Annotated in this window: 14 protein-coding genes and 1 tRNA gene; 9 read left to right on the plus strand and 6 right to left on the minus strand. The window is 69.3% G+C overall.

Going from position 1 to position 17,822, the window contains the following annotated elements:
- Positions 1 to 13 precede the first annotated feature (13 nt).
- On the plus strand, positions 14 to 460 hold the full coding sequence (locus tag SHK19_RS13350) for a hotdog fold thioesterase (RefSeq protein ID WP_322455449.1): 447 nt from the start codon (positions 14 to 16) through the stop codon (positions 458 to 460).
- A gap of 31 nt (positions 461 to 491) precedes the next feature.
- Here the strand turns inward: SHK19_RS13350 and SHK19_RS13355 are convergent, their stop codons facing one another.
- The gene (locus tag SHK19_RS13355) at positions 492 to 1,073 is read right to left on the minus strand and encodes a GNAT family N-acetyltransferase (protein ID WP_322455450.1); all 582 of its coding nucleotides are present in this window, start codon (positions 1,071 to 1,073) and stop codon (positions 492 to 494) included.
- Positions 1,074 to 1,338: 265 nt separating this feature from the next.
- On the opposite strand from SHK19_RS13355, the gene SHK19_RS13360 reads away from it, so the two are divergent.
- From SHK19_RS13360 to SHK19_RS13375, 4 genes are read left to right on the plus strand one after another with little or no spacing between them, the layout of a single operon-like run.
- Positions 1,339 to 2,709, plus strand: coding sequence for an ABC transporter permease subunit (locus SHK19_RS13360; protein WP_322936518.1), 1,371 nt, complete (start codon positions 1,339 to 1,341; stop codon positions 2,707 to 2,709).
- A gap of 12 nt (positions 2,710 to 2,721) precedes the next feature.
- Complete coding sequence (locus tag SHK19_RS13365) at positions 2,722 to 3,720, plus strand: branched-chain amino acid ABC transporter permease (protein ID WP_322455452.1); 999 nt, start codon at positions 2,722 to 2,724, stop codon at positions 3,718 to 3,720.
- Positions 3,710 to 4,711, plus strand: coding sequence for an ABC transporter ATP-binding protein (locus SHK19_RS13370; RefSeq protein WP_322455453.1), 1,002 nt, complete (start codon positions 3,710 to 3,712; stop codon positions 4,709 to 4,711). Before SHK19_RS13365 ends, SHK19_RS13370 begins: the two co-directional genes overlap by 11 nt.
- Positions 4,704 to 5,480, plus strand: coding sequence for an ABC transporter ATP-binding protein (locus tag SHK19_RS13375; protein ID WP_322455454.1), 777 nt, complete (start codon positions 4,704 to 4,706; stop codon positions 5,478 to 5,480). The genes SHK19_RS13370 and SHK19_RS13375 overlap by 8 nt, the downstream gene beginning before the upstream one ends.
- A gap of 75 nt (positions 5,481 to 5,555) precedes the next feature.
- Here the strand turns inward: SHK19_RS13375 and SHK19_RS13380 are convergent, their stop codons facing one another.
- Together SHK19_RS13380 and SHK19_RS13385 are read right to left on the minus strand one after the other, a co-directional pair.
- Positions 5,556 to 6,818 (minus strand): ABC transporter substrate-binding protein, encoded by a 1,263-nt coding sequence (locus SHK19_RS13380; RefSeq protein WP_322455455.1) that lies wholly within the window; start codon positions 6,816 to 6,818, stop codon positions 5,556 to 5,558.
- 176 nt (positions 6,819 to 6,994) lie between these two features.
- On the minus strand, positions 6,995 to 7,540 hold the full coding sequence (locus SHK19_RS13385) for an ANTAR domain-containing response regulator (RefSeq protein WP_405030503.1): 546 nt from the start codon (positions 7,538 to 7,540) through the stop codon (positions 6,995 to 6,997).
- 162 nt (positions 7,541 to 7,702) lie between these two features.
- On the opposite strand from SHK19_RS13385, the gene SHK19_RS13390 reads away from it, so the two are divergent.
- The 4 genes from SHK19_RS13390 to SHK19_RS13405 all read left to right on the plus strand — a co-directional run bounded on the left by SHK19_RS13390 (position 7,703) and on the right by SHK19_RS13405 (position 10,011).
- Positions 7,703 to 7,775 (plus strand) — tRNA-Leu (locus SHK19_RS13390).
- 32 nt (positions 7,776 to 7,807) lie between these two features.
- The gene (locus SHK19_RS13395) at positions 7,808 to 8,548 is read left to right on the plus strand and encodes a helix-turn-helix domain-containing protein (RefSeq protein WP_322936520.1); all 741 of its coding nucleotides are present in this window, start codon (positions 7,808 to 7,810) and stop codon (positions 8,546 to 8,548) included.
- Between the two features lie 38 nt (positions 8,549 to 8,586).
- Positions 8,587 to 9,363 carry a DUF427 domain-containing protein gene (locus tag SHK19_RS13400; RefSeq protein WP_322936521.1) on the plus strand — a complete coding sequence of 259 codons (777 nt, stop codon included), beginning with the start codon at positions 8,587 to 8,589 and terminating at the stop codon, positions 9,361 to 9,363.
- Positions 9,364 to 9,414: 51 nt separating this feature from the next.
- A complete protein-coding gene (locus SHK19_RS13405) occupies positions 9,415 to 10,011 on the plus strand; it encodes a hypothetical protein (RefSeq protein WP_322936522.1) in 597 nt (198 codons plus the stop codon).
- A 3-nt stretch (positions 10,012 to 10,014) separates the two neighbouring features.
- On the opposite strand, the gene pyk is transcribed toward SHK19_RS13405, so the two are convergent.
- From pyk to gltB, 3 genes are all read right to left on the minus strand, one after another.
- Positions 10,015 to 11,475 (minus strand): pyruvate kinase, encoded by a 1,461-nt coding sequence (gene pyk, locus SHK19_RS13410; RefSeq protein ID WP_322936523.1) that lies wholly within the window; start codon positions 11,473 to 11,475, stop codon positions 10,015 to 10,017.
- A 171-nt stretch (positions 11,476 to 11,646) separates the two neighbouring features.
- Positions 11,647 to 13,125, minus strand: coding sequence for a glutamate synthase subunit beta (locus SHK19_RS13415; RefSeq protein WP_322455461.1), 1,479 nt, complete (start codon positions 13,123 to 13,125; stop codon positions 11,647 to 11,649).
- Between the two features lie 65 nt (positions 13,126 to 13,190).
- A complete protein-coding gene (gltB, locus tag SHK19_RS13420) occupies positions 13,191 to 17,756 on the minus strand; it encodes a glutamate synthase large subunit (protein ID WP_322936525.1) in 4,566 nt (1,521 codons plus the stop codon).
- Positions 17,757 to 17,822 lie beyond the last annotated feature (66 nt).

The following is a 17,822-nucleotide window of genomic DNA, read 5'->3' on the forward strand; positions in this document are numbered from 1 at the left end:
GCAGAATGGCCCCATGACCCAAGAGCCCGGAACCGCCGACGCAGCGCCGATCGACATCGCGGACTTCCTCGCCTCCCTGCCCGACGGCGCCGGTCGGCTCAACGAGAAGCTCGGCGTGCAGCTGGTCGAGATCTCCGCCGAGCGGGTGGTCGGCACCATGCCCGTCGAGGGCAACACCCAGCCGTTCCGGCTCCTCCACGGCGGAGCGTCGGTCGCCCTCGCCGAGACGCTCGGCTCGGTCGGGTCCGGCCTCCACGCCGCGCAGTACGGCAAGGTGTCGGTCGGCGTCGACATCAACGCGACCCACCACCGCGCCGCGACGTCCGGCACCGTGACCGGTACCGCGACGGCGATCCACCTCGGTCGCTCCAGTGCGGCCTACGAGGTCGTCATCGTCGACGAGCGGGGGAAGCGGGTCTGCACGTCGCGCATCACCTGCGCACTGATCGACCCGCGCTGACCCGCACTGACCCGCGCTGACCCGTGCTCGCTCAGTCCGGGAGCGACACGTCGGACTGGGTGGCCCGGGCGCGGCGCTGGTTGCGGCGGGCGACGAGGATCCGCGGTGTGCTGCGCCCGTGGCCGGCGGGCGCGGACGGTGTCAGCCGGCTTCGCACGACGGCGGTCGGCGCGATGCGGAAGGTGGCCGCCGGTGCGAGCGCGATCCGCGCCATGAACCGGTTGGCGTCGCGAGCGGTCGCCGGCACCGCGGTCGTCACGTGCAGCACGCCGTTCTCCTCGGCGAACGCGACCGCGGCCTCCATCAGCGTGCGGCCGACGCCGCGCCGCCGGTACTGGACGAAGACGCGGGGCTGGATCGACTGCACGCACGGCTCGAGGTTGATCGGCGACACCGTGGTCAGGCGCAGGAAGACGCTCCCGGCGACATGGCCGTCGTACTCGACGACGATGAAACGCTGCTCCGGCGAGGCGGCCGCACCCTTGATCACGAGCTCGAGGTCGGCGATCTGCTCGGCTCTGTCGACGCGTCGCAGCACGTCGCTCCAGAGGTCGGCGAGCTCGGGCGCGTCCTCGCTGCGGGCGATCCTGGGCGTCAGGCCGGGCCGGCTCATCACGTCTCCCCTCGTGGGTCGGTTGTCCTGGATGCACCCTACGCTCGCACCCGGCCGGGTCAACACGCCCCGTGCTCGCAGGCGGTCCTGGCCGGACCACCCGGTTTTGTTGTAGGACCGTTGTCGTTTTCCGGATCGCACCTGCCTCGCGTGGGCCTAGGGTGGCTGCTGCGGTGGGCCAGGCTGGGTGTGACCCGGGTCACGCTATAGTCCGCTGGTTGGCCCGCCGGGAGGATCCCGGTCACGAATCGACAGGAGCCCGGATTTGTCCTGGACCAGGACCATGCGCCTTCTCGCCCTGGCGCTCATGACTTTGGCTTTCCTCGGCGTGGCGGCACCGGCCCAGGCCGGTGATGTCTCTGCCGAGGAGACCGCGACCGAGTGCGCGCTGGTCAAGCCCACCGACGACGACACGATCTCCATCCTCGGCCGCATCTGCGACCGCCGCGAGCGGCCGCCCATCGCGGTGCCCGACGTCACGGTGACCGTCGAGGACTCCGAGGGCAACGAGATCGGCGAGGCCACCTCGGCAGCGGACGGGACGTTCGTGGTCGACCTGCCCGGGGCTGCGATCGAGCACCTGGGCAAGTCGTACACGGTGATCCTGGACGAGTCGACCCTGCCGGAGGGCACCAAGCCCGAGATCACGAGCCGCACGATCAACATCAACATCGACAACGACCAGACGGTGATCTTCCCCGTCGGTGACGCTGGGCCGTCCGCGCCCGGCAAGTTCACCGAGGCGTTGCAGCTGGCGGTCGGCGGGCTCGTGTTCTCGGTCCTCCTGGCGATGGCCGCGCTCGGCCTCTCCATGATCTTCGGCACCACCGGCCTCACCAACTTCGCGCACGGCGAGCTGATCACCTTCGGCGCGCTGGCGGCCTTCTTCATCGATCGGCTGCCCGGGCAGATCGAGGTGGGCGGGGCCGACATCACCGTGATCCTCGGTGTCCTCTCGGCATTCGTCCTCGGCGGCGTGTTCGGCTGGCTCAACGACACCGCGCTGTGGCGACCGCTGCGCCGGCGTGGCACCGGCCTGGTCGCGATGATGATCGTGAGCATCGGGCTGTCGCTCTTCCTGCGCAACGTCTACCAGTACTTCGCGGGCGCGCAGCAGCGCAACTACTCGCAGTACGGCGCCGTGGAGCCCTGGGAGATCGGCGACATCCTGCTGACCCCCAAGGAGCTGATCGTCATCGTGCTGGGCCTCGCGGTGCTGGTCGCCGCGACGAGCCTGCTGCAGTTCACCCGCCTCGGCAAGGCGACCCGGGCTGTCGCCGACAACCCCGGGTTGGCCGCGTCGACCGGGATCAACGTCGAGCGGGTCATCAACATCGTCTGGATCGGGGGTGCGGCGCTGGCCGGGCTCGCAGGGGCGCTGCTGGGGGTGACCCAGGGCTTCGACTTCCAGGTGGGCTTCCGGATCCTGCTGCTGGTGTTCGCCGCCGTGGTGCTCGGCGGGCTGGGCACCATCTGGGGCGCCATCCTCGGCGCGTTCGTCATCGGCCTCTTCACCGAGCTGTCGACGCTGTACATCGATCCGGAGTTCAAGTTCGTGGGCGCACTGGTCCTGCTCATCGTCATCCTGCTGATCAGGCCGCAGGGCCTGTTGGGCAGAGCGCAGAGAATCGGCTGAGGAGGCCTTCGGATGGACTGGAACGAGCTGCTGACCGGTTCGCTGCAGCAGGCGCTGGGGCCGACGGCCGCGGTCTACTGCCTGGCCGCGATCGGCCTCAACATCCACTTCGGTTACACCGGGCTGCTGAACTTCGGACAGGCCGGCTTCATGATGGTCGCGGGCTACGCCATGGTCACCATGTCGACGATCTGGAGCCAGAGCCTCTGGCTCGGCGTCCTCGTCGGAATCGTCCTGACCGTGATCCTGGCGCTGCTCCTGGGTGTGCCCACCCTGCGGCTGCGCGCCGACTACCTCGCGATCGTGACCATCGCAGCGGCCGAGATCATCCGGCAGGTGATCAGTGCCGCCAAGTTCTCCGACGATCTCGGTGGCCAGGACGGGCTCACGGGGTTCATCAAACCCTTCCGTGACAAGAATCCGTTCTCGGAACCCGTCGGCATCGACGGCCTGGTGACGTGGAGCCCGAACGACTTCTGGGTGATGACGGTGGGCTGGGGGCTGGTCGCTGTCTCGTGCCTGGTCGTCTGGCTGCTGATGCGCAGCCCGTGGGGCCGGGTGCTGAAGTCGATCCGCGAGGACGAGGACGCCGTCCGCTCGCTCGGGAAGAACGTCTACTCCTACAAGATGCAGTCCCTCATCATCGGCGGCCTGTTCGGCGCGCTCGCCGGCTTCGTCGTGGCACTGCGGTCGGCGACCGTGGGCCCGTCCTTCTTCGCCACGGACGTGACCTTCTTCGCCTACACCGTGCTGCTGATCGGCGGAGCGGCGCGGGTGCTCGGGCCGGTGGCGGGTGCGGTCATCTTCTGGTTCCTGATCACCGTGCTCGACCTGTTCTTCGGTCAGGCGACCGCCGGTGCCAACCCGATCATCCCGACGTGGATCATGAACGACACGCAGGCCAGCCTGATGCGCCTCATCTTCATGGGTCTCGGTCTGATGCTGTTGATGATCTATCGACCACAAGGAATCTTCGGCGACCGAAGGGAGCTGGCGCTCGATGCCCGATGAGCAGCACGAGGCGCTCGACACCAATGAGTCCGACGTGGTGATCGCGCCGCCGAGCCCGCGCACGACAGGGCGGGTCTTCGACGTCGATGTCGAAGCGGCGCGGCGCGCGCTGGCGGACGTCGAGCGAACGCCGGGCGTCGCCAAGCCCGACCCGATCCTGGTCGCGGACCAGATCACGCGGACCTTCGGCGGCCTCACGGCCGTGAACGTCGAGCACCTCGAGGTGCAACGAGGCGTGATCACCGGGCTGATCGGTCCCAACGGAGCTGGAAAGACGACTCTCTTCAACCTGCTCACCGGCTTCGACCGCCCGGACACCGGCTCCTGGTCCTTCAACGACCGGTCGCTGAACCGCGTGCCGGCGTACAAGGTCGCCCGGCGGGGCATGGTGCGCACGTTCCAGCTGACCAAGGTGCTGTCGAAGCTCACCGTCATCGAGAACATGCGGGTCGGAGCCACCGGCCAGCGGGGAGAGGGCCTGTTCGCCGCGATGATCGCGCCGCTGTGGAGGTCGCAGGAGACGGCCAACACGGCGCGGGCGGACGAGCTCCTCCAGCGGTTCATGCTGGACAAGAAGCGGGAGGACTTCGCGGGTTCCCTGTCCGGCGGCCAGCGCAAGCTGCTCGAGATGGCGCGGTCGTTGATGGCCGATCCTGAGCTGGTCATGCTCGACGAGCCGATGGCCGGCGTGAACCCCGCCCTCAAGCAGTCCCTGCTCGGGCACGTGAAGTCGCTGCGCGACGAGGGACGGACCGTCCTGTTCGTCGAGCACGACATGGACATGGTGCGCGACATCTCCGACTGGGTGGTGGTGATGGCGCAGGGCAAGATCGTCGCCGAGGGTCCGCCCGAGGCGGTGATGGCCGACCCCGCGGTGATCGACGCCTACCTGGGGGCGCACCACGACACCGAGCTCACCTTCGAGGCGGAGGAGCGGATCCTCGCCGAGGCGGAGGCCGAGATCGAGCAGGAGGCACAGAGCAATGACTGACGGAGCCACGCTCACCCCCGAGCAGGACGGCCACGCCGCCGCGGCGGAGGGCGCGGTCCTGCGCGCGGACGGCCTGGTGGCCGGCTACCTGCCGGGAGTCAACATCCTCAACGGGTCCGACTTCTACTGCCAGGAGGGTGAGCTGGTCGGCATCATCGGACCCAACGGAGCCGGCAAGTCGACGTTGCTCAAGGCGCTGTTCGGTCTGGTCCGGATCAGCGAGGGCACGGTGCGGCTGAAGGACAAGGACATCACCAACCAGCGAGCCGACGAGCTGGTGACCGCCGGCATCGGGTTCGTGCCCCAGACCGAGAACGTGTTCCCGTCGCTGACCATCCAGGAGAACCTGGAGATGGGCTGCTACCAGCGCCCGAGCAGCTTCCGGAAGCGCTTCGAGTTCGTCGGAGATCTGTTCCCCGCGCTCCTGGCTCGGCGCAACCAGCGGGCCGGCTCCCTCTCCGGAGGCGAGCGGCAGATGGTCGCGATGGGACGCGCCCTGATGATGGAGCCTTCGGTCCTGCTCCTCGACGAGCCCTCGGCCGGTCTCTCGCCGGTCCTGCAGGACGAGGTGTTCGTGCAGACGCGGAGGATCAACCGGGCGGGGGTCTCGGTGGTGATGGTGGAGCAGAACGCTCGCCGCTGCCTGCAGATCTGCGACCGCGGCTACGTGCTCGACCAGGGCCGGAACGCCTACACGGGAACCGGTCAGGAGCTGGGCCGTGACCCGAAGGTGATCGAGCTCTACCTGGGGACGCTCGGCGGGCACTGACCTGGAAGAGGACAAGCGAAAGGGCCCGGCCGGAGCCGGGCCCTTTCTGTGTTGTCTTGCTAGCGGCTGTTCAGATCACTCGCTCTGCGGCACGACGCCGGAGACCGTGTCGATCTGCTCGTAGGCGTTCTCGCCGCCGCTGTACTCGTAGATGCCGTACGTGCCGGCCGCCAGGCTGCCGGTGTCCGTCATGTCGGCCTGACCGCTCTTGCCGTCGTAGTCGATGTCCTCGCCGTCCTCGAGCAGCGTCTTGCACTCCTCGAACGTCGTGCACTTCGTGCCCTCACGAGTGACGTCGACGATGTTGGCGCCGATCGCCTCACCAGAGTCGTCACCGGCCGCGATCGCAGCGAGCGCGCTGATGATCACCGCGTCGTAGCTCTCCGGTCCGTAGAGAACCGCGTCGTCCGGCCCCATCGGGGGCGTCTCGAAAAGACGGGCCTCGAACTCGGGGTCGGGCGTTGCGGAGGTCGGAGCCGTGCCCTTGACCCCGTCGAGGTTGAAGTCCTCGTCGGGGTAGTTGGACAGGTTGCCGTCCACGAAGTACAGCTGCACGTCCTCCGGACCGAGGCCCTTGGCGATCAGCTGCGGGATGATCGTCGTGATCTCGGCGAAGGTGACGAGCACGATGGCGTCGGGCTCGGCCGCGGCGACCTTGTTGATCTCCGCAGTGAACGTCGTCGCGTCCTTGTTGTAGAGGAGGAACTCGCCGACCGTGGCGCCCTTCTCCTCGAGGACGTCCCGCGTCCGCTCGGCCAGACCCTCGCCGTAGAAGTCCTGGCGGGCCATGATCGCGACGTTGTCGAAACCGTCCTCGATGACCTCGTTGGCCAGGACCTCGCCCTGCAGGTAGTCGGACGGGGCGGTGCGGAAGTACAGACGGTTCGGGTCGATCTCGTCGGTGTCGAAGCCGGCCGCCGTGTTGGCGGGCGAGAACTGCACCGCGCCGGCACCGGTGATCTTGTCGATGACCGTGATCGAGACGCCGGACGAGGCCGCGCCGACGATGACGTCGGAGTCGGCGGCGAGCAGCTTGTCGACCTGGGCACCCGCGATGTCCGGCGTGCCGTCACCGGAGTCGCCCTTGACCTGGACCACGTCCTGGTCGAGCACGCCACCGGCGGCGTTGATGTCTTCGACGGCCAGCGTCACTCCGGCGAACTCCGGGGGCCCGAGGAACGCGAGGTCACCGGTCGCCGGCAGCAGGGTGCCGAAGGTCAGGGTGCCGTCGCCCTTGGGCTCGACTGTGGGCGACTCATCGCTTCCCTGCGGTTCGTCATCACCGCCATCACCGTCGTCACCGCATGCGGAGAGAACGAGGGCGGTTGCTGCAAGCACTGCCGCGATGCGACGGGCAGGTGTTGGGCGGATCATGGGACCTCCGGCTCACTAGGAACTCCGGACATCGTCCGGAATCGAACTGCAGGTGCAACCTAACGCCGAAGAGCGCCTTTGTGACTGCCGATGCGAAGGATCGTCCGCGTCGTTGCTGATTCGTGACCTTCGGTCAGCGGTCACGAAGGGCGGCCGCGGACCCCTGCCCCGTGCTCGACCACGCCTTCGGCGACCTCGCGCATGGACATCCGGAGGTCCATCGCGGTCTTCTGAACCCACCGGAACGCCTCGGGCTCGGTCAGCTGCAGCTGCTCCATGAGGATCCCTTTGGCCCGGTCGACGGCCTTGCGGGTGTCCAGGCGGTCCTGGAGGTCCTCGACCTCGGACTCGAGCTGCCGGACCTCCCCGAACCGGCTCACCGCCATCTCGATGGCCGGCACCAGCTCAGCCTGCGTGAACGGCTTGACCAGGTAGGACATCGCCCCCGCGTCGCGGGCGCGCTCGACCAGCTCCCGCTGGGAGAACGCCGTCAACATGACGACCGGCGCGATCCGCTTCCCCGCGATGGCCTCCGCGGCCGCGATGCCGTCGAGCACCGGCATCTTCACGTCGAGGATCACCAGGTCCGGGCGCAGCTCCTCGGCGAGCTCGATCGCCTTGGCGCCGTCTCCGGCCTGGCCGACGACGTCGTACCCCTCATCGACCAGCATCTCGGCGAGGTCCATCCGGATTAGGGTCTCGTCCTCGGCGATGACGACGGTGCGGGGCACAGGCGCTTCGGTCACGGGCCAAGGCTATCCGGCGTCGATGTCGGGGACGTATCGCCACTGCGGCCGGGGCTCGTGCCGCACGACGGGGAACCGTCCGTTACGGTTTCCGGTGCTGTCGCCCCGGTAGTCCAACGGCAGAGACAATGTGCTCAAACCACATCCAGTGTGGGTTCGAATCCCACCCGGGGCACTTGTGTCGGACGTCGTGATGACCCTCGAGCCATGTACCCGGCGAGCATCAGGAACGAAGCTACAAGGCTCCGTGACGCTGGCGAGTCCTGGTCGGGCATCGCTCGAAAGCTCGGCGTCCACCGCTCTACTCTTCGCGACTGGCAAGCGGGACGCAGCGCACGGACCAACGACTGCGCGATCTGTGGTCCGTGCGAGCTCGATGAGGAGGCGTACGCCGGCCTCCTCGGGTTCTACCTCGGCGACGGTTGTGTCTCTCGTGCGGCGCGCACCTACTTCCTGAGGGTCGCCTGCGACGCCACACAACCGGGTGTCATTGCAGACGTCACCGATCTGATCCGTCGGGTGCGACCCGAGGGTCGCGTCTTCCACCCTCGAGCGCCGGGGGTCACCGTCGTCCAGAGCAACTGGCAGCACTGGCCCTGCCTGTTCCCCCAGCACGGTCCGGGCCGCAAGCACGAGCGCCCGATCGTCCTGGAGGAATGGCAGCGGCGCATCGTCAAGGCTCATCCAGCGTCGTTCCTGCGCGGGCTCTTCCACTCCGACGGTTGCAGGGTCATCAACTCGACCAAGCGGCCGGTCGCAGGCGTGATGAAGGAGTACCGCTATCCGAGGTGGCAGTTCGTCAACGCGTCGGGCGATATCCGCGAGCTCTGCTGCTGGGCGCTCGACCTTGTCGGCGTCGCGTGGCGTCGGTCCAACCCCCGCGTCATCAGCGTCTCCCGGCGAGAGGCGGTCGAGGCGCTGGACGCGCTGATCGGACTCAAGTCATGACTATTTGCGCAACCGGCCTCACGGCCTAGTCTGCCGAGATGGGCATGCGGACCGAGGCGACGGACAAGTGGGTGCGGGGGTACGTCGGCAGCGAGGCGATCGTGGACAGCCACGACGCGCTGCTGTTCTGGGAGGAGAGGTTCCCGGTGCCGGGATACGCGTTCCCGCGTGACGACGTCCGCACCGAGCTCTTGCAGGCCTCGGCCGGTCCCCCGACCAAGCGCTCGTTCTACACGGCCAAGGGCCCGGTTTCGGAGTGGTACGACGTCGTGGTCGACGGCCGGGTGATCCAGCACGCCGCATGGGTCCGCGACGACCCGGCCGTCGGCGACCGGATCGTGCTCAGCTGGGAGCCGGGCGTGCTCGACCGCTGGCTCGAGGAGGACGAGGAGGTCATCGCCCACCCGCGGGACCCGCACAAGCGGGTCGAGGCGCTGGCGAGCTCGCGGCACGTGGAGGTGTCGCTCGGCGGCACGCTCCTCGCCGACAGCCGCTCCCCCGTGCTTCTCTTCGAGACCGACCTGCCGACCCGCTACTACCTGCCGCGGGAGGACGTCCGGCTCGACCTCCTCGTCCCGACGGCCAACAGCAGCGTGTGCCCCTACAAGGGTCTCGCCGAGGACTACTGGAGCCTTCCCGGGGTGCCGGGCGGCGACAACGTGGCGTGGTCCTACGCGATGCCGTTCCCCGCCGTCGGCAAGATCCAGGACCGGGTCGCGTTCTACAACGAGCTCGTCGACATCTCAGTCGACGGCGTCCCGCAACAGCGGCCCGAGTCGGTCTTCAGCAAGGCCGGCAACCGGCCGACCGATTGACGATCGCCGGAGTCGTCTCGTCGGGGGTCCGCCCGGTCGTACATTGGTCGCATGCGGGAGCGTCGAGCGATCGCTGGCGCCGGCGCAGCACTGATGGCGTTCGCGGTGGCCGGGTGCAGTGGTGGTGCCTCGGAGGACACGGGCGACGTCGCCATCGATGACGCCCAGGGGCTGGGAGTCACCGCGCGATGCGTGGTCGCTGATGCCGCGGGTGGCCTGGTCCTGTACCCGGGAGCGTTCACCGCGATCGGGAGGACGCGACTGGTGTCGGTGGTGCTCGACGGTGAGGAGAACCTGAAGGTGATCGAGGAGTCGGTGCTTGACTACCGCGGCCCGGACGACCTGCAGGGCGTCGTCGACGAATACCCACCGGCGTCGACCAGCTTCATCTCTGCGCTCGCCGACTGGGAGACCCGGCGTCCAGCCACCGGACTCGTGGTCCGTCCGCGCGACGGCAAGCAGGCCGTGCTGGTCGCTGTCCGCCTCGAGGATCCTGGCCAGCCCGGCCACGTCCGCGGCGTGACGATCAGGGCCCGCACTCCTGCTGGTCCGCGCACGTGGGCGTGGGAGCAGCTCGTGCTCGCTGTGCCCGACGGCGAAGCCTGTACGCCCGACGTGGTGGCGGAGACGACCGAGTGGACCGGCTGAGGGTCAGCCTCGTCGGTAGGCGGGCGCGACCTCGTTGATCGCGTCGCCCATCCGGTGGATGCGGAGGGCGTTGGTCGAGCCGGGGATGCCGGGCGGGCTGCCGGCGACGATCACGACGAGGTCGCCCTCCTGGACCCGCCCGATGCGCAGCAGCTCCTCGTCGACCTGACGCACCATCTCGTCGGTGTGCTCGACGGTGACGGTCTTGAACGCCTCGACGCCCCAGGTGAGCGAGAGCTGTGACCGGCAGCGGGACTCCGGGGTGAACGCGAGCACGGGGATGCTGCTGCGGTGCCGCGCGAGGCGCCGGGCGGAGTCGCCGGACTGGGTGAACGCGACGACGAACTTCGCCCCGATCCGCTGGGCGACCTCCTCGGCGGCCTTGGTGATGATGCCCGCGCGGGTGCGCGGGGCCCAGTCGATCCGGCCGAACCTGCTGAAGGTGTCGTCGCCGAGCGCGTGCTCCTCGGTCGCGGCGACGATGCGGGCCATCGTCTCGACGGTGTGGATCGGGTGCTCACCGACGCTGGTCTCGCCCGACAGCATCACCGCGTCGGCGCCGTCGAGCACCGCGTTGGCGACGTCGCTCGTCTCCGCCCGGGTCGGGGCGGGACTCGTGACCATGGACTCGAGCATCTGGGTCGCCACGATGACCGGCTTGGCGTTGCGCCGGGCGGCGACGATGACCTTCTTCTGCAGGAAGGGCACCTCCTCCAGCGGGCACTCCACGCCGAGGTCTCCACGGGCGACCATGAACCCGTCGAACGCCTCGACCAGCTCGTCGAGGTTGTCGATCGCCTGCGGCTTCTCGATCTTCGCGATCACGGGGAGCATGACCTCCTCCTCGCGCATGATCTTGCGGACGTCCTCGGCGTCGGCTGCGTTGCGCACGAAGCTCAGGGCGATGTAGTCGACGCCGAGCTTCAGCGCGAACCGCAGGTCCTCCGCGTCCTTCTCGGAGAGCGCAGGCACGGACACCGCCACGCCCGGCAGGTTGATGCCCTTGTTGTTGCTCACCTGGCCGCCGACGAGGACCTCGGTCTCGACGTCGGTGTCGGTCACCGCCACCACCCGCAGCCGGACCTTGCCGTCGTCGATGAGGATGGGGTCGCCCGGTCCGACGTCGCCGGGGAGGCCCTTGTACGTCGTGCCGCAGATCTCGGCGTTGCCGTCGACGTCGCGCGTCGTGATGGTCCACCGCTGGCTGCGGCGCAGCTGCACCGGGCCGTCGGCGAACCGCTCGAGCCGGATCTTCGGGCCCTGGAGGTCGGCGAAGATGCCCACCCCGCGTCCGCTGGCGTCCGAGGCCTCCCGGACCAGGCGGTAGACCTCGGCGTGGTCCTCGTGGCTGCCGTGGCTCATGTTGAGCCGGGCGACGTCCATCCCGGCGTACACGAGCTCGCGGATCCGCCGCTCGGAGTTGGTGGCCGGACCCAACGTGCACACGATCTTTGCTCTCCGCACAAGCACCAGCCTAGTGGGCCCTGGAACGTTCAAACGAGCAGCCCCGTGCGAGGAACGAGCACCGGGCGTCGCGAGTGCAGGTCGAGCAAGCCCGCGACCGAGGAACGAGGTCGCGACAGGCGCGTCGAGACCGGGTGAGGATGAAGCGCACCTCAGCCTGGGCCGCCCAGCTCAGACCGCGAGCGGCCGCTCGGTCGGCGGGATCGGCACCGGCAACGTGGTCGAGCCGGTGAGGTACTCGTCGACGGCGGCCGCTGCCGCGCGGCCCTCGGCGATCGCCCACACGATGAGGGACTGACCGCGGCCCGCGTCGCCGGCGACGAAGACACCCGGCACCGACGACATGTACGACGAGTCACGCGCCACGTTGCTCCGGCCGTCGAGCTCGACGCCCAGCTGCTCGACCACGCCCGGCCCCTCGGGCCCCAGGAAGCCCATGGCGAACAGGACCAGGTCGGCCGGGATCTCGCGCTCGGTGCCCTCGATCTCGATCAGCTGACCGCTCTCGAACGTCACGTCGACCAGGCGCAGCGCCCGCACGTTGCCGTCGTCGTCGCCGAGGAACTCCTTGGTCGACACCGAGTACACCCGCTCGCCGGCCTCCTCGTGCGCCGAGGACACCCGGAAGACCATCGGGTACGTCGGCCACGGCTGGCCGTCGGGCCGGTCGACCGACGGCTCGGGCAGGATCTCGAGCTGCGTGATCGACGCCGCGCCCTGGCGGGTCGACGTGCCGAGGCAGTCGGCGCCGGTGTCGCCGCCGCCGATGATCACGACGTGCTTGCCGTCCGCGCGGATCTGCTCCTCGCCCGGCAGCTGAGGCTGACCGAGGGCGGCCCGGTTGGACTGCGGCAGGAACTCCATGGCCTGGTGGATGCCCTTGAGGTCGCGGCCGGGCACCGGCAGGTCGCGCGGCACGGTCGCGCCGATGGCGAGCACCACGGCGTCGTACCGGTCCCTGAGCGCGCGGCCCGTCAGGTCACCAGCGCCGACCTCGACGCCGGAGCGGAAGACGGTGCCCTCGCGCTTCATCTGCTCGAGGCGGCGGTCGAGGTGCTGCTTCTCCATCTTGAACTCGGGAATGCCGTAGCGGAGCAGGCCGCCCGGCTTGTCGTCGCGCTCGTAGACGGCGACCGTGTGGCCGGCGCGGGTCAGCTGCTGGGCCGCCGCGAGACCGGCCGGGCCGGACCCGACGACGGCGACCGTCCTGCCCGACAGCCACTCCGGCGGCTGCGGGGAGACGTAGCCCGCCTCCCACGCCTTGTCGATGATCGAGACCTCGACGTTCTTGATCGTCACGGCCGGCTGGTTGATCCCGAGCACGCAGGCCGTCTCGCACGGGGCGGGGCACAGCCGACCGGTGAACTCCGGGAAGTTGTTGGTCGCGTGCAGCCGTTCGATCGCACCCTTCCAGTCGTCGCGCCAGACCAGGTCGTTCCACTCCGGGATGATGTTGCCCAGCGGGCAGCCCTGGTGGCAGAACGGGATGCCGCAGTCCATGCAGCGCCCGGCCTGCTCGACGATGATCGGCAGCAGCGCGCGGCCCGCCCCGCCGGGGTAGACCTCCTGCCAGTCGTTGACGCGCTCCTCGACCGGCCGTCGCTCGGCGACCTCGCGGTCGTGCTTGAGAAAACCCTTCGGGTCAGCCATTCTGCGCTGCCCCCTTCATTCCTGAGCGGCGGTACGCCGTCGATGGTTGCTGGGGGGTCCGCCGCTCATCCATGAAGGCTCTCCATCATCGCGTTGGCCACGCCGTCCTCGTCGAGCCCGTCGGCCTCGGCCTTCGCCTTCGCCTCGAGCACGATCCGGTAGTCGCGCGGCATGACCTCGGTGAACCGGGTGAGCGCGGTCGGCCAGTCGGCGAGCAGCTCCTCGGCGACCTCGGAGCCGGTCTCCTCGAAGTGACGCTTCACCATGCCGTGGAGCACGTCGTCGTGCACCTCGGCCACGGGGCCGAGCTCGACCAGCTCGCGGTTGACGCGGAACTCCTTGAGGTCGAGCACCCAGGCGACGCCGCCCGACATGCCGGCCGCGAAGTTGCGTCCGACCGGACCGAGGACGGCGACCTTGCCGCCGGTCATGTACTCGCACCCGTGGTCGCCGACGCCCTCGGTGACCACGGTGGCACCCGAGTTGCGGACGCAGCAGCGCTCGCCGACACCACCGCGGATGAGGATCTCGCCCGACGTGGCGCCGTAGGCGATGGTGTTGCCGGCGATGATGTGCTCGTTGGCGTTGAACGGCGCGGTGCGGTCGGGCCGGATCGCGATCCGGCCGCCGGAGAGGCCCTTGCCGACGTAGTCGTTGGCGTCGCCCTCGAGCCGCAGCGTGATGCCACGCGGGACGAACGCGCCGAAGGACTGGCCCGCTGACCCGATGAACGTGATGTCGATGGTGTCGTCGGGCAGGCCGGCGCCGCCGTACTTCTTGGTCACCTCGTGGCCGAGGATCGTGCCCACCGTGCGGTTGACGTTGCGGATCGCGAGCTGGGCGCGCACCGGCTCTCCGTCGTCGATGGCGGCGGCTGCGATCGGCAGCAGCTCGGTGACGTCGAGCGACTTCTCCAGGCCGTGCTCCTGGGTGCCGGTGTTGCGCACGTCCTGGTCGGGGAAGTGCGTGTCAGCGACGTGGACCTGGTGCAGGATCGGCGCCAGGTCGAGACCGGAGGCCTTCCAGTGGTGCTGGGCGTCGAGGGTGTCGAGCGCCTGCACCTGGCCGATCGCCTCGTCGAGGCTGCGGAAGCCCAGCGAGGCGAGCAGCTCACGCACCTCTTCGGCGATGAACTCGAAGAAGTTCACGACGTGCTCGGCCTTGCCGGTGTAGCGCGAGCGCAGCACCGGGTTCTGGGTGGCGACGCCGACCGGGCAGGTGTCGAGGTGGCAGACCCGCATCAGGATGCAGCCCGACACCACGAGCGGCGCGGTCGCGAAGCCGTACTCCTCCGCGCCCAGCAGGGCCGCGACGACGACGTCGCGACCGGTCTTGAGCTGACCGTCGGTCTGGACCACGATCCGGTCGCGCAGGCCGTTGAGCAGCAGCGTCTGCTGCGTCTCGGCGAGCCCGAGCTCCCAGGGACCGCCGGCGTGCTTGAGCGACGTCAACGGGGACGCGCCGGTGCCACCGTCGTGGCCCGAGATGAGTACGACGTCCGCGTGCGCCTTCGAGACGCCCGCAGCCACCGTGCCGACGCCCACCTCGGACACCAGCTTCACGTGGACGCGGGCGCCCGGGTTGGCGTTCTTGAGGTCGTGGATCAGCTGCGCGAGGTCCTCGATCGAGTAGATGTCGTGGTGCGGCGGCGGGCTGATCAAACCGACGCCGGGCGTCGAGTGCCGGGTCTTGGCCACCCACGGGTAGACCTTGTTGCCGGGCAGCTGTCCGCCCTCACCGGGCTTCGCGCCTTGCGCCATCTTGATCTGGATGTCGTCGGAGTTGGTGAGGTACTCCGAGGTGACACCGAAGCGACCGGAGGCCACCTGCTTGATCGAGCTGCGGCGCTCGGGGTCGTAGAGACGGTCGGCGTCCTCGCCGCCCTCCCCGGTGTTGGACTTCGCCCCCAGCCGGTTCATCGCGATCGCGAGCGTCTCGTGCGCCTCGCGGCTGATGGAGCCGTAGGACATGGCGCCGGTCGAGAACCGCTTGACGATCTCGGAGACCGGCTCGACCTCGTCGATCGAGATCGGCGCCCGGCCGAAGTCCGACGGGTCCTTGAACCGGAACAGCCCGCGCAGGGTCATCAGCTTCTCGGACTGGTCGTCGACGGCCTGCGTGTACTGCTTGAAGATGTCGTAGCGGCCGGTGCGGGTCGCGTGCTGCAGCCGGAACACCGTCTCCGGGTTGAACAGGTGCGGCTCGCCCTCGCGGCGCCACTGGTACTCGCCACCGATCTCGAGCTCGCGGTGTGCGGGCGCGATGCCGCCGCGGGGGTAGGCGGTGGCGTGCCGCCGGGCCACCTCTTCCGCGATGGTGTCGAGCTCGACGCCGCCGAGCTTCGAGGTGGTGCCGGTGAAGTACTTGTCGACGACGGCCTGCGACAGACCGATGCACTCGAAGATCTGGGCACCGGTGTAGGAGGCGACCGTCGAGACGCCGATCTTGCTCATCACCTTCACGACACCCTTGCCGAGCGCCTTGATCAGGTTGGCGACGGCCGCCTCGGGGTCGGCCTTGACGAAGTAGCCCTCGCGAGCGAGGTCCTCGACCGACTCCATGGCGAGGTAGGGGTTGACCGCCGCGGCGCCGTAGCCGACGAGCAGCGCGACGTGGTGCACCTCGCGGACGTCGCCGGCCTCGAGCAGCAGGCCGACCTGGGTGCGGGTCTTCTCGCGCACCAGGTGGTGGTGCACCGCGCCGGTCAGCAGCAGGGACGGGATCGGGGCCAGGTCGGCGGTCGAGTGCCGGTCGGAGAGCACGATGATGCGCGCGCCCCCGGCGATCGCCTCGCTGACCTCCTGGCAGATCTCGGCGAGCCGCTTCGCCATCGCCGCTCCCCCGCCCTCGACGGGGTAGAGCCCGCGGGACACGTGGGTGATGAAGCCCGGCATGTCGCCGTCGCGGTTGATGTGGCGGATCTTGGCCAGGTCGTCGTTGGAGATGACCGGGAACGGCAGCACGACCTGGCGGCACGACGCGGGCGTCGGCTCGAGCAGGTTGGCCTCCGGCCCGATGGTGCCGTTGAGGCTGGTCACCAGCTCCTCGCGGATCGCGTCGAGGGGCGGGTTGGTGACCTGGGCGAACAGCTGGCTGAAGTAGTCGAACAGCAGCCGCGGCCGGTCGCTGAGCGCCGCGATCGGGGTGTCGGTGCCCATCGAGCCGAGCGGCTCGCCACCGTTGCTGGCCATCGGCGTGAGCAGGATCCGCAGCTCCTCCTCGGTGTAGCCGAAGACCTGCTGGCGGCGGGTGACCGACGCGTGGGTGTGCACGATGTGCTCACGGTCGGGGATGTCGTCGAGGTGGATCAGACCGGCGTGCAGCCACTCGCCGTACGGATGCTCGGCGGCGAGCTCCGCCTTGATCTCCTCGTCCTCGATGATCCGGTGGTCGTCGGTGTCGACGAGGAACATCTTGCCGGGCTGGAGGCGTCCCTTGCGGACGATCGTGGCCGGGTCGAGGTCGAGCACGCCGACCTCGGACGCCAGGACGACGAGGCCGTCGTCGGTCACCCAGAAGCGGGACGGACGAAGCCCGTTGCGGTCGAGCACGGCGCCGATCTGGGTGCCGTCGGTGAACACGACGCACGCCGGGCCGTCCCACGGCTCCATCAGGGCGGAGTGGAAGCGGTAGAAGTCGCGCCGCTTCTCCTCCATCTCGGTGTGGTTCTCCCACGCCTCGGGGATCATCATCAGCACCGCGTGGGGCAGGCTGCGCCCGCCCATGTGCAGCAGCTCGAGCACCTCGTCGAACGAGGCCGAGTCGGAAGCGCCCTGGGTGCAGATCGGGAAGAGCCGCTCGAGGTCGCCGGGGATCACGTCGCTGGACAGCAGCGCCTCCCGGGCCCGCATCCAGTTGCGGTTGCCCATCACGGTGTTGATCTCGCCGTTGTGGGCGATGAACCGGAACGGGTGCGAGAGCGGCCAGCTGGGGAAGGTGTTGGTCGAGAAGCGCGAGTGCACCACGGCGAGCGCCGATGCCATCCGCTCGTCGACCAGGTCGGGGAAGAAGTTGTCGAGCTGGTCGGTGGTGAGCATGCCCTTGTAGATCAGGGTGCGCGCGGACAGCGACGGGAAGTAGACGTCGGTCTCGCGCTCGGCGCGCTTGCGCAGGCAGAACGCGCGGCGCTCGAGCGCCATGCCGGTCAGGCGCTGGCCGGCGCCCTGGACGAAGACCTGGCTGAACGTCGGCATGACGCTCGCCGCCATGGTGCCGAGGATGTCGGGGTTGACGGGCACGTCGCGCCAGCCGACGACGGCGAGGCCCTCCTCGGCCGCGATCTCCTCGATCCGCGCCCGGGTCTTGGCAACCTGCTCCGCGTCACCCGGCAGGAACGCGGTGCCGACGGCGTAGCACCACCGCTCCGGCAGCTCGAAGCCCGCCTCGCGCGTCACCTCGCGCAGGAACCCGTCCGGGACCTGCAGCAGGATGCCGGCGCCGTCACCCGAGTTGACCTCGGCGCCGGCGGCGCCGCGGTGGTCCAGGTTGCGCAGTGCGGTGAGGGCCTTGACCACGATGTCGTGGCTGGCCACGCCGGTCATCGTCGCGACGAAGGCGACGCCGCAGGCGTCGTGCTCGTTGCGCGGGTCGTAAAGACCCTCGGGCGGCGGGAACGCGTGCGAGTAAGGCACCAGTGTTCTCCCGTCGGCTTCGTCTGCGGCCTGCTCCAACGATCTCAGGCAAGGGTCCACAGAAGG

This window comes from Nocardioides bizhenqiangii (assembly GCF_034661235.1).
GTDB lineage: Bacteria > Actinomycetota > Actinomycetes > Propionibacteriales > Nocardioidaceae > Nocardioides > Nocardioides bizhenqiangii.